The sequence below is a fragment of the Arthrobacter sp. B10-11 genome (assembly GCF_033142195.1).
Classification (GTDB): Bacteria; Actinomycetota; Actinomycetes; order Actinomycetales; family Micrococcaceae; genus Arthrobacter; species Arthrobacter oryzae_C.
In genome coordinates this window covers 58,610-70,459 of sequence record NZ_JAWMTH010000008.1, presented here as the reverse complement: position 1 = coordinate 70,459, position 11,850 = coordinate 58,610, and the positions used below count along the sequence as shown (strand labels likewise).

Annotated in this window: 10 protein-coding genes; 5 read left to right on the top strand and 5 right to left on the bottom strand. The window is 67.2% G+C overall.

What is annotated here, in order from left to right:
* From RW112_RS20110 to RW112_RS20095, 4 genes are all read right to left on the bottom strand, one after another.
* Entirely contained in the window at positions 1-993 is a 993-nt protein-coding gene (locus tag RW112_RS20110; RefSeq protein WP_317783451.1) for an FAD binding domain-containing protein, read from the bottom strand.
* Positions 984-2,309 (bottom strand): XdhC family protein, encoded by a 1,326-nt coding sequence (locus RW112_RS20105; RefSeq protein WP_317783450.1) that lies wholly within the window; start codon positions 2,307-2,309, stop codon positions 984-986. Before RW112_RS20105 ends, RW112_RS20110 begins: the two co-directional genes overlap by 10 nt.
* A gap of 206 nt (positions 2,310-2,515) precedes the next feature.
* Positions 2,516-4,030, bottom strand: coding sequence for an NCS2 family permease (locus RW112_RS20100; RefSeq protein ID WP_317783484.1), 1,515 nt, complete (start codon positions 4,028-4,030; stop codon positions 2,516-2,518).
* A 14-nt stretch (positions 4,031-4,044) separates the two neighbouring features.
* On the bottom strand, positions 4,045-4,539 hold the full coding sequence (locus tag RW112_RS20095) for a nucleoside deaminase (protein WP_317783449.1): 495 nt from the start codon (positions 4,537-4,539) through the stop codon (positions 4,045-4,047).
* Between the two features lie 400 nt (positions 4,540-4,939).
* Between RW112_RS20095 and RW112_RS20090 the strand changes: the two genes are divergently transcribed.
* Both RW112_RS20090 and ligD read left to right on the top strand, forming a co-directional pair.
* Positions 4,940-6,304: an 8-oxoguanine deaminase gene (locus tag RW112_RS20090; RefSeq protein WP_317783448.1), complete on the top strand. Its 1,365-nt coding sequence runs from the start codon at positions 4,940-4,942 to the stop codon at positions 6,302-6,304.
* A 47-nt stretch (positions 6,305-6,351) separates the two neighbouring features.
* A complete protein-coding gene (gene ligD / locus RW112_RS20085; protein ID WP_317783447.1) occupies positions 6,352-7,596 on the top strand; it encodes a non-homologous end-joining DNA ligase in 1,245 nt (414 codons plus the stop codon).
* A 104-nt stretch (positions 7,597-7,700) separates the two neighbouring features.
* On the opposite strand, the gene RW112_RS20080 is transcribed toward ligD, so the two are convergent.
* The gene (locus RW112_RS20080) at positions 7,701-7,898 is read right to left on the bottom strand and encodes a hypothetical protein (RefSeq protein ID WP_305942221.1); all 198 of its coding nucleotides are present in this window, start codon (positions 7,896-7,898) and stop codon (positions 7,701-7,703) included.
* Positions 7,899-8,260: 362 nt separating this feature from the next.
* Between RW112_RS20080 and pucL the strand changes: the two genes are divergently transcribed.
* The 3 genes from pucL (at position 8,261) to RW112_RS20065 (ending at position 11,804) form a co-directional block, all read left to right on the top strand.
* The gene (gene pucL, locus RW112_RS20075; protein WP_317783446.1) at positions 8,261-9,169 is read left to right on the top strand and encodes a factor-independent urate hydroxylase; all 909 of its coding nucleotides are present in this window, start codon (positions 8,261-8,263) and stop codon (positions 9,167-9,169) included.
* 201 nt (positions 9,170-9,370) lie between these two features.
* Entirely contained in the window at positions 9,371-10,876 is a 1,506-nt protein-coding gene (locus tag RW112_RS20070; RefSeq protein WP_317783445.1) for a nucleobase:cation symporter-2 family protein, read from the top strand.
* A 103-nt stretch (positions 10,877-10,979) separates the two neighbouring features.
* Positions 10,980-11,804 carry a MurR/RpiR family transcriptional regulator gene (locus tag RW112_RS20065; protein WP_317783444.1) on the top strand — a complete coding sequence of 275 codons (825 nt, stop codon included), beginning with the start codon at positions 10,980-10,982 and terminating at the stop codon, positions 11,802-11,804.
* Positions 11,805-11,850: the final 46 nt, after the last annotated feature.

The following is an 11,850-nucleotide window of genomic DNA, read 5'->3' as shown; positions in this document are numbered from 1 at the left end:
TCAGGCCCCTTCCTGCTGAGGCGAAGCCTGCGGTGAAGCTGTGTGCTGTGCGTTGCGCTGCGGCGGCCAGAAGTCCCCGGAGACGCGGGCGGGCGGAACCCCGGCAGGGGCTGCCAGTTCGGCCCTGATTTCCTCCGCCAGCCGGTACGTCATGTCTTTCCGCCACGCGGGCAGGCCGTGGATGTCGTCGTGATAGAGCTCGGCCGGAATGGCGGCGTCGAGTGCCTCAACGAGGGCAGCCGCCGACGTCGGGGCGCCGGGCCGGGCATCCGCGCCGGGCCCGGCATCCTCCGCCGGTGCCGGAAAGCGCAGTTGCACGGGGCGCCGGGTGGCGGCGGTGACGGTGAGGACCAGGGTGCCGTCGGCGTCGAGCCTTCCGATCAGCAGTACTCCCGACCGTCCCAGGTTGCTGAGGGACAGCCTGCGGAACGCCACGCGGGATGCGAGCGCCGACGCCGGGAGGTGGATGCTGCGCAGGAGTTCACCGGGGACCAGGCAGTTTTTGCCGTCCCCCGTGACGAAATCGGCCACCGGCACGGTGCGGCGGGAGCCGCCGGGACCGTGGATGGTGGCCCCGGCGTCGAGCGCGGCGCAGAGCGAAATCATGGGACCGGCGGGCAGGGAGGTGCAGAGGTTGCCGCCCACGGTGGACATGTTCCACACCTTGAAAGACGCCACGAAGGAGTCGCAGCAGGGCCGGATGAGGTCCAGGGCCGGCCAGGCGGCTGCGTGTTCCGCCAGAGTGTCGGAGGCAGGCAGCGCATAGAGCTCCGCGACGGTGCAGGTTGCTGCAAGCTCGATGCCGTCATCGGTCATTGTGACGGCGGGCCAGCCGGCGGCGCCGAGGTCCAGCAGCCGCCGAAGCGGTTCTTTTCCGAAGGCGAGGCTGCCGTAGGAGAAGAGGACCGTTCCGCCGGCGAGCCAGGCATCCCCGTCGCGCCATTCGGCCGGGTCCTCGGTGCGGACCACGGCCTCGATGGTGTTCATGTCCATGGGGTCTCCTGGTGTTGCGGGGTGGTGGCGTTGGAAAAGGTGCCGTGAAGAGGGCCGGTGCCGTGGATGGGGCCGGCACCGTCCTTCAGGGACGCTGCCTGCACGGAGGAGCCTGCGCGGCGGTTGCGGGCGGCCACGAGTTCGGCCGTGATGGACACGGCCACCTCGGCCGGTGTGACGGCGCCGAGGTCCAGCCCGATGGGCGAATGCAACCGGATCAGGTCCTCGGCGCTGACTCCCGCGGCAAGCAGGGAATCGACCCGCTGCCGGTGGCTGCGCCGGGAGCCCATCGCGCCCACATAGGCCAGGTCCAGGCCGAGGGCCGCCTGCAGCAGGGGGATGTCGAACTTGGGGTCATGGGTCAGGACGCAGGCCACGGTCCGGGTGTCGATCCGCCCGGCCGCGGCTTCCTCGGCCAGGTAGCGGTGCGGCCAGGCGGTGACCACCTGGTCCGCGCCGGCGAACCGTGCCTGGCCCGCGAAGGCCGGCCGGGCGTCGCACAGGGTCACGTGGTACCCCAGCAGCTGGGCGGCTGGCAGCAGGGCGGCACCGAAGTCGTTGGCACCGAAGATCAGCAGCCGGGCCGGTGGCAGCCGGCTCTCCACGAGCAGGGTGATGGGCTCCGGACTGATGGCCGCGTTTCCTGGCAGGCCGGCGTCCGTGCCCGGGCGGGCTCCGGCACCGGCGCCTGATTCCGCATCGGAAAGGCAGCCCTCCGGCGGGGCGAGCCGGACAAGGCCGGTCCGGCCGCCGCGCAGCAGCGGTTCCAGCTGGGCAGCGGCAGCCCGCAGCAGCCGGCGGGCTTCCGGCCCGTTGGCGCCATGCAGGCCCAGAAGTACTGCCAGTTCCGCTGATTGCCCGGGGAGAAACGTTGCCGGGTCCGGAATCACGACGGCGCCGCCCCCGTGGGCGTCAACCCGCCGGATCAGTGCGAGGGCGCTGGCAGCTCCATTCCCGGCAAGGGTTCGCAGGTTCTCCAGCCGGAGCCCCCCGGGCGCTGTGCCGAGCGGCTCGATATGGACCTCCAGCTCCCCGCCGCAGGTGAGCCCGACGGCGAACGCGTCCTCGGTGCTGTAGCCGAAAAACTCACGGCGCATGCCGCCGTCGTGCATTGCCTCCAGCGCCGCCTCCACGACGGCGCCTTCAACGCAGCCGCCGGACAGGCTCCCCAGGACCTCGCCGGATTCGGACACCAGCATGGAGGTGCCCAGCGGCCTCGGCACGGATCCGCCGGCACCCACCACCGTGGCCACGGCGCAGCGCCTGCCGGAGACGGCGGGCTGCCATTCCTTCAGTGAAGGCATCAGATCCAACATTGCTGCACTCCCTTTTCCTGTGCGGCGATGGTGTCCATATTCTCGTTCCTATCCTGCGCCGGGGGAAGCACCGGCGGTTGTGGCGCCTGCGTCTGTTTCATTGCAGTTTTTTCGTCGCAGCTGAGTCGATCAGCGGTCTGGTGGACCGGGGCCGGCCCCATCTGCCTGCCCCGGTCCGGTCTAAGGGTGTTCCTTCGCCCGGGTCCCTACGCGCCCAGCAGCGCGTTGATGGGACCGCGGGCGAAATACACCAGGAAGCCGGCCGTGACCACCCACATCAGCGGGTGCACCTTCCGGATCTTCCCCGAGCAGGCACTGATGACCGCCCAGGAGATGAAACCAACGCCGATGCCGTTGGCAATGGAGTAGCTCAGCGGCATGGTGACGATGGTCAGGAACGCCGGCAGCGCCACGGAGAACTTGCTGAACTTGATCTCGCGGATCTGGGCCATCATCATGGCGCCCACCACCACCAGGGCGGCTGCCGCGACTTCGAGCGGCACCACGGAGGTGAGCGGGGTCAGGAACATCGAACCCAGGAACAGCACGCCGGTGACCACGGAGGCCAGGCCCGTGCGGGCGCCTTCCCCGATGCCCGCCGCGGAATCGATGTACACAGTGTTGGATGAACCGGAGGTGGCGCCGCCGGCCACGGCTCCCAGGCCTTCGACGATGAAGGCCGACTTCAGCCGCGGGAACGTGCCGTCCTTGTGCGCCACGCCGGCGCTCTTGGCCAGGCCGGTCATGGTGCCCATGGCGTCAAAGAAGTTGGTGAACACCAGGGTGAACACCAGCATCACCGCAGCCAGGGCGCCGATCCGGCCGAAGGAGCCGAAGAGGTCGAATTGCCCCACCAGGGACAGGTCCGGGGCGGAGACAAGCTGGCCGGAGAGGACCGGCGTGTTCAGGTGCCAGCCGCCGGGGTTGCTTGCGCTGCCGGGCCCGATCTTCATGACCGCCTCCACCACTGCCGCCAGCACGGTGGTGGCAACGATGCCGATCAGCAGGCCGCCCTGGACCTTGCGGGCCACGAGGATGCCCATGACCAGCAGGCCCACGATGAACACCAGGGTGGGAACCGAGGTGATGGACCCGTTGTCGCCCAGCTGGACCGGAGGCCCCGCCGTCGTGGCCCGGACAAAGCCCGAGTCAACGAATCCGATGAAGGCGATGAACAGGCCGATGCCCACCGTAATGGCGGCCTTGAGCTCCTTGGGCACGGCCCGGAAGATGGCTGTCCGGGCACCGGTGACGCCGAAGAGGACGATCAGGATGCCGTTGATGACCACCAGGCCCATGGCCTCGGCCCAGGTGACTTCCTGGATCACGGCCACGGCCAGGAAGGAGTTGATGCCCAGGCCCGCGGCCAGCCCGAACGGCAGGTTGGCGATCAGGCCGAACAGGATGGTCATGACGCCGGCGGTGAGGCCGGTGACCGCACCCACCTGCGCGGCGGACAGCCAGCCCCCGGCAACGTCGGTGGGGGCATTGTCCGCGCTGAAGCCGCCCAGGATCAGCGGATTCAGGATAACGATGTATGCCATGGTGAAGAAGGTGACCAGGCCGCCGCGCACTTCGCGGGCCACGGTGGAGCCGCGCTTGGTGATCTCGAAGAAGCGGTCCAGGAAAGCATTCGACGGCTTCGGGCGCTGGGGGGCTGCCGGCTGCTGTTGCCCGCCGTGCTGCGGATGCCCTTCGGAGGTGGTGTCCAGGATTGTCATCTCAGCCACCGGCCCTAGTAGTCAATCCTGGATTCAAGCGTGTTCCAGGTGGTGAACGGTTCGAGGACGGGCGGCGCCTGGGGGTCCTCGAGGTCCAGCCTGGCCACAGGCATGAGCGCATCACGCTGGTCGTTTTCGAAGTACTCGTAGAACACGGCGTCGTCGAAGCCCACGGAGGCGGCGTCGTGCCGGTCCGCCGCGAACACCACGCGCTCCACCCGAGCCCACAGCGCCGAGGCCAGGCACATGGGGCACGGCTCGCAGCTGGTGTAGAGGGTGGCGCCGGTGAGGTCGAAGGTGCCGAGTTCGCTGCAGGCGCGGCGGATGGCCGTGACTTCGGCGTGGGCAGTGGGATCGTTGGTGGCGGTGACGCGGTTGACGCCGTCGAACGCTTGTCCGTCTGCCGTGACAATGACGGCACCGAACGGACCGCCGCTGTTGAGGACGTTGGCAGTGGCCAACTCGATGGATCTGGCCAGGAATTCCTGGGCCGTGACGGTGGTACTCATGATGCGACTCCCTTTGCTGGGAAGCCGGTACGCCGAGGTGGGACGAAAGGGCCAGTTGCGACGGTTACCAGGCTTCAGCATGTGCTTTTGAAGGTTAAGTTGCGCCTGGTAGATAGCTTCCCCGGAGTCCGGGGGCCCGCCTTTGGCAAGATCGAGATTAGCACCGGAACGTGAGCTGCGCCATAGATTTTCGGAAAGTTAATTTCGAGATGTGAAATTTGACTGATTCCCTGCGGTCCATGCGGACGGTCACAAACGGTGCGTTGACGCGGCACTTCCTGGCGCCTTACGCTGATGCCCACCCGGCGGCGCACCTTTCCTCCGCGGGGACGCCTGGATCAGCAGACAGGCCCTCACTGAGCTGGCATTTCCTCTGCACGCTCAGACAGGAGCCCGCCCCATGACCAACCACCCTGCCGATTCCCGGCTCTGGATCCGTAATCCACTCGCGGCTTTCACCGCTAATGCGCTGGACGCCGCCGGCGGAATCGTGGTGAGCGGCGGCGTCATCACGGAAGTGCTCGCCGCCGGCCAGCTGCCCTCCGCACCCTGCCGGGAAACGTTCGACGCCGGCAGCCACGTCCTGCTGCCCGGCCTGATCAACACCCACCACCACTTCTACCAGACGCTCACGCGCGCCTGGGGTCCGGTGGCCAACGCCCCGTTGTTCCCGTGGCTGCAGAACCTGTACCCCGTCTGGGCCCGGCTCACGCCGCGGGACCTGGAGCTGGCCACCACGGTTGCCCTCGCGGAACTGCTGCTTTCCGGCTGCACCACCGCGGCGGACCACCACTACCTCTTCCCGGCAGGCATGGAGGACGCCATCGACATCGAGGTCCGGGCAGTGCGGGAACTGGGTATGCGCGCCACGCTGACCCGCGGTTCCATGACGCTCGGACAGGACGACGGCGGGCTGCCGCCGCAGTCCACCGTCCAGCCGCCGGACGTGATCCTGGCGGACAGCGAACGGCTGATCCGCGAGTACCACGAGCGGGGCGACGGCGCCGTCATCCAGATCGCGCTGGCACCGTGTTCGCCGTTTTCGGTGACCACGGAGATCATGGCCGAAAGCGCTGTTTTGGCTGACAGGCATGACGTCCGGCTGCACACGCACCTCGCCGAAACCCTGGACGAGGAGGACTTCTGCCGCGAAATGTTCGGGCTGCGCACGGTGGAATACCTGGACAGCGTGGGATGGCTGGGCAACCGGACCTGGCTGGGCCACGGCATCCACTTCAGCGACGCCGAGATCGCCGCGCTGGGAGCCGCGGGCACCGCCGTCGCGCATTGCCCCACGTCCAACATGCGGCTGGCTTCGGGCACCGCCCGCGTGCTCGAATTGGAAGACGCGGGAGTGCCCGTGGGGCTGGGAGTGGACGGGTCGGCGTCGAACGATGCCTCGAACATGATCCTGGAGGCGCGGCAGGCGCTGTACCTGCAGCGCCTGCGCTATGGCGCGCAGGTGCCGGTGGAACGGGCGCTGGGCTGGGCGACGCGGGGGTCGGCGGCCGTGCTTGGCCGCTCCGACCTTGGCCAGCTGGCACCAGGGATGCAGGCTGACCTGGCGCTGTTCAGGCTGGACGAGCTGCGGTTCTCGGGCAGCCATGATCCCCTCGCCGCGCTCCTGCTGTGCGGAGCGGACCGGGCCGACCGGGTGATGGTGGGCGGGCAGTGGCGGGTGGTGGACGGACAGATTCCGGGGCTGGACGTTGCCGGTCTCATCGCGGAGCATTCGGCTGCGGCCCGGAAGCTGGTGAACGGCTAGGGCCGCGGGGCTATGCCGCGGTAACCGATCGTTGCTAGCGTGGCGGAATGAGCCCGTCGAAGGCCCCGGCCGAGATCCTCACCATTGACGGCACCGAGGTTCGCATCTCGAGTCCGGACAAGGTGGTGTTCCCCGAGCCCGGCCTGACGAAGCTGGACCTGGTGCGCTACTACCTCGCGGTGGCGGACGGCGCACTGCGCGGCGCCGGCGGCCGGCCGATGGTGCTCAAACGCTTCCCGAAGGGCATCGACGCCGAGCCGTTCTTCCAGAAACGCGTGCCCGAAAACCACCCCGGCTTCATCGACACAGCAACACTGCACTACGCGTCCGGTACGTCGGCCGAAGAGGCCGTCATCCGGGACGCCGCCGGCCTGGCGTGGGTGGTGAACCTTGGCTGCCTCGACCTCAACCCGCACCCCGTGCGCGCCGAGGACCTCGAGCATCCCGACGAGCTCCGGGTGGACCTCGATCCGATGCCGGGGGTCGACTGGTCCCAGATCGTCGACGTCGCCTATGTCGCGCGGGAGGTGCTCGACGACGTCGGACTGGTGGGGTGGCCGAAGACCAGCGGGTCGCGCGGGCTCCACATCCTGGTGCGCATCGCGCCGCAGTGGTCATACCGCGACGTGCGGCTGGCCGCAGAGACCCTGGCCCGCGAGGTGGAGAACCGCGCCCCCGGCCTCGCCACGGCGCGGTGGTGGAAGGAGGAGCGCGGCGAGAGTGTGTTTGTCGACTTCAACCAGAACGCCAAGGACCGCACCGTGGCCTCGGCGTATTCGATCCGGCCCCTGCCCGATGCCCGGGTCTCGACGCCCCTGGCCTGGGACGAGGTCCGCTCCACCCGGCCGGAACAGTTCACGGTACTGACGGTGCCCTCGCGCTTCGCGGAGGTGGGCGACCCCCACACCGGGATCGACGACGCGGCGGGCTCCCTCGACGGACTCCTCGCACTGGCGGCCGACCTCGGACCCGCCGAGAAACCGCCGCGCAGCGGTGACGGCTCCGGCCGCCGGCAGTCAGTGATGCCGCTCATCGAGGTGGCCCGCACCAGGACCAAGCCAGAGGCGCTGGCGGCGCTCGAGGAGTGGAAGACCCGGCATGCGGACCTGGTCCCGGCCCTGCACCCCGCCGATGTGCTCGTCGACGGAATGCGCGGATCGAGCTCACTCTGGTACCGGGTACGCGTGAACCTGCAGCACATCCCCGAAGCGGAGCGTCCGCCGCAGGAGGAGCTGCTCGCCGACTATGACCCGTGGGCCGGCAAGGAGTGGCCGGGGCGTCCGGGGTCCTGATCCCGGGGACACGCAGAGTGCCCGTCGACACACAAAAGGCCTGGCGACACCAGGATTCCGGTGTCGGCAGGCCTTTTGCGTGTCGTCAGCGCAGATGCGCGTCGTCAGCCTCGCGACGAACGTTGGCCGCCGAAGCCCGGCAGGCCGTGGACCCAGCGCGAGAAACGGCCCGGGACGTGCTCCCGGTCTGCGGGCAGGTAGAAGTCCGGATCCGTTCCGCCTCCGAGGGGGAGGTAGAACTCCTGGACTGAAGGTGCCGCCGTTTGTGCCGGTGCAACCGGCGTTGTGTCCTGCTGGTACATCTGATCCTCCTCCGAGGTGGTTGGTCACGCTCTCAAGATTCCGCAAAATGGAAAATAACTTTTGCTATGTGAAATAGCGTAGAGCCCGGCCTGACTGTTCGTCAATGGTTCAGAAGACCTCCGGTCACAGTCGGATTTTTCAACAAGTGATGTACACCACGGCGAAGCTCGGCTACGCTTTAAAACAACTCGTGGCGTAGGTCACGTAACCTGGGAGCAGCAGGCAGGGTCGTAATGAGCTGGCGTCATTGGATGCCGGCTCTTTTTTTGTTGGGTCGGCTCCATCAGAAACGCGTGTGTAACACGCGCTTAATTTCAATGATGGAACCTTGGTTCCACATCACGGAAGTTGGGAACAGACCATGAGCAGCAAAATCATCCTCGGCCAGAACCAGTACGGCAAGGCCGAAGTCCGGGTCGTCAAGATCACCCGCGACACCGACCGCCACGAGATCGAAGACCTGAACGTCACCTCGCAGCTCCGCGGTGACTTCGCCGCCGCCCACCTCGAAGGCGACAACAGCCACGTCGTGGCCACGGACACGCAGAAGAACACCATCTACGCGTTTGCCCGGGAAGGCGTCGGCTCCCCGGAGGCCTTCCTCCTGCGGCTGGGCGAGCACTTCACGTCCAGCTTCGACTGGGTCACCGGGGGCCGCTGGGAAGCCGAGTCCTACAGCTGGGACCGGATCCAGGCGCACGGCGCCGAGCACGACCATTCCTTCGTGCGCAAAGGCCAGGAAGTCCGCACTGCGGTGCTGGTCCGCGACGGCGCGGCAACGCACCTCATCTCGGGCCTTAAGGACCTTACCGTCCTCAAGTCCACCCAGTCCGGCTTCGTCGGCTACCCGCGTGACAAGTACACCACCCTGCCGGAAACCACGGACCGCATCCTGGCCACGGATGTCTCCGCACGCTGGCGCTTCAACGCCAACACGGACTTCACCTCGCTCGACTTCAACAAGAGCTACGAAGACGTCAAGAGCCTGCTGCTGGAGGGCTTCACCGAGAAGTACTCGCACGCCCTGCAGCAGACCCTGTTCGACATGGGCGCCAAGGTCCTGGAAGCGCACAGCGAGATCGACGAGATCAAGTTCTCGATGCCCAACAAGCACCACTTCCTGGTGGACCTCTCGCCGTTCGGCCTCGACAACCCCAACGAGGTCTTCTTTGCCGCAGACCGCCCGTACGGCCTGATCGAGGCCACGGTCCAGCGCGAGGACGCCGCCCCGGCAGACATCGCCTGGTCCGGCATCGCCGGCTTCTGCTAAACGGCCAGTAGCGGGCCCCAGCCACACCCCGCCCGCCCGCCCCGCCCGGAGTTTTTGTCCAGATATCGAGGCTTGGGCACGCTCAAACGCCCATTATCTGGACAAAAACTCCGGTACAAGCACACCTATCGACCCACAACTGTTAGCCAGACACCGTTAGCCAGACAAAGACGTCTGCCATGAACACCAAGAAAGTCTGCCATGAACACCAAGAAGAAAACGGCTGCTGCATCGGCCGCCACCGGCCGCAAGCAGTCCGACCGCCCCGAAGACCAGCGGCTGCCCCTCGGAAGCACCTTCGCCTACGGCTTCCAGCACGTCCTCACCATGTACGGCGGCATCATCGCCCCGCCGCTGATCATCGGCGCAGCCGCCGGAATGTCGTCGCAGGACATCGGCCTGCTGATTGCAGCCTGCCTCTTCGTCGGCGGCCTGGCCACCATCCTGCAGACCATCGGCATTCCATTCTTCGGGTCCAAGCTGCCGCTGGTCCAGGGCGTCTCCTTCGCCGGGGTTTCCACCATGGTGGCGATTGTCCACGGCGGCGGCGGAATCCAGGCGGTCTTCGGCTCGGTCATCGCAGCTTCCTTGATCGGCCTGCTCATCACCCCGCTGTTTTCCAAGATCATCCGCTTCTTCCCGCCGGTGGTCACCGGTACCGTCATCACCACCATCGGCCTCACCCTGATGCCGGTCGCGGCCAACTGGGCCATGGGCGGCAACAGCAAGGCACCGAACTACGGCAGCATGGCCAACATCGGCCTGGCCGCAGCCACCATGGCGATCGTGCTGCTCCTGAGCAAGGTGGGCAACGCCGCAATCTCCCGGCTTTCGATCCTGCTGGCCATGGTGCTCGGCACGCTGATTGCGTTCGTCTTCGGCATGGCCGATTTCTCCAAGGTGGGCCAGGGCGAGATCGTCGCGTTCCCCACCCCGTTCGCGTTCGGTCCGCCCACCTTCGAGATTGCCGCGATCATCTCCATGCTGATCGTCATCCTGGTGACGCTCACCGAGACCTCCGCCGACATCATTGCCGTGGGCGAGATCGTGGGCACCAAGGTTGACTCCAAGCGCATCGGCGACGGCCTGCGGGCCGACATGCTCTCCAGCGCCATCTCACCCCTGTTCAACTCCTTCACCCAGAGCGCGTTCGCCCAGAACGTGGGCCTGGTTGCCATCACGGGCGTCAAGAGCCGCTTCGTGGTCAGCGCCGGCGGCCTCATCCTGGTGATCCTGGGCCTGCTTCCGGTTCTTGGCCGGGTGGTCGCAGCGGTGCCGACTCCCGTCCTGGGCGGTGCCGGCGTCGTACTCTTTGGAACTGTTGCCGCCAGCGGCATCCGGACACTGGCCAAAGTGGAGTACAAGAACAACATGAACCTGATCATCGTGGCGGCGTCCATCGGCTTCGGCATGATCCCGATCGCTGCGCCCGCGTTCTATGACAACTTCCCGTCCTGGTTCGGCACCATCTTCCACTCGGGCATCAGCTCGGCCGCCGTCATGGCCATCCTGCTGAACCTGCTCTTCAACCACCTCAAGGCCGGCAACTCCGAGAACCAGTCGGTGTTCGTGGCCGGCACGGGCCGCGTTGTCCGTGAAGAGGACCTCAAGTGCCTGGCCCACGGCGACCGCTTCGAAGACGGCAAGCTGATCGACTGCGACGGCAAGGAAGTCCCGGTGGAGTCGTCGTCGAAGTCTGACCACTAAGCCCGCATACCGGCACAAAAGCGCGAGCGGACAGTTGCGGCCCCTTTCCGAAGGGCCGCAACTGTCCGTTCGCGCTTGGCCTGGGCTGTGAGACGGTTGTTTCATGAGGATCGATGAACGAATCGAACGGCAGTATGCGGAGCTCAGCCCCCAGGAGCAGAAGGCCGCAGATACGCTCCTGGACCGCCTCGGCGACCTCGCAGTCTACAACGCCGCCGAGTTGGCCCGCCTGAGCGGTGTTTCCAAAGCGACCATGAGCCGGCTGTTCCGGCGGCTCGGCTTCGAGGATTTCAACGAGGTCAAGGAACACACCCGGTCCATCCGTTCCAGCGGCATGCCGCTGGGTCCGCAGTCGTCCGACGGCGGCCTGGCCGCCCACCTGGCGCAGGAGCAGGAAAACCTGCGCCGGCTGGCTGAATCGCTCGATGAGGACAAGCTGTCGGAAGCCGGCGACAAACTCGCCGGCGCCGGAACGGTGCTGCTGCTCGGGTTCCGCAACAGCTATCCCGTGGCGCTGCACTTCCGGCAGCAACTCCTCCAGTGCCGCCCGGGCGTTTCCCTGGCGCCGCAGCCGGGCCAGAGCCTGGGCGAAGAACTGGCCGGACTGGGACCCGCGGACGCGGCGGTTCTGTTCGGCTTCCGACGGCGGCCCGCCGGGTTCCGCAAGATCCTCCAGGCCGCATCGGCCACCGGGGCCACGGTCATTCTGATCGGTGATCCGAGCGCACGCCGGCTGGCCGCCGACGCCACCCTGTGGCTCGAGTGCCCGGTGGACGGTACCCACGCTTTTGACAGCTACGCCGCGGCCATGAGCCTGGTCAGCGTCCTGGCCAACGGCGTACTTATCGCACTGGGACGCAGGGGCCGCGACCGGGTCCGCGAGGTCACGGGCATGTTTGACACCCTCGGCGAGATCGAGGCGAAGTAGGTCGCAGCGAAGTAAACAGGATTTGTTGCGCCGGAAACAGCTTTGA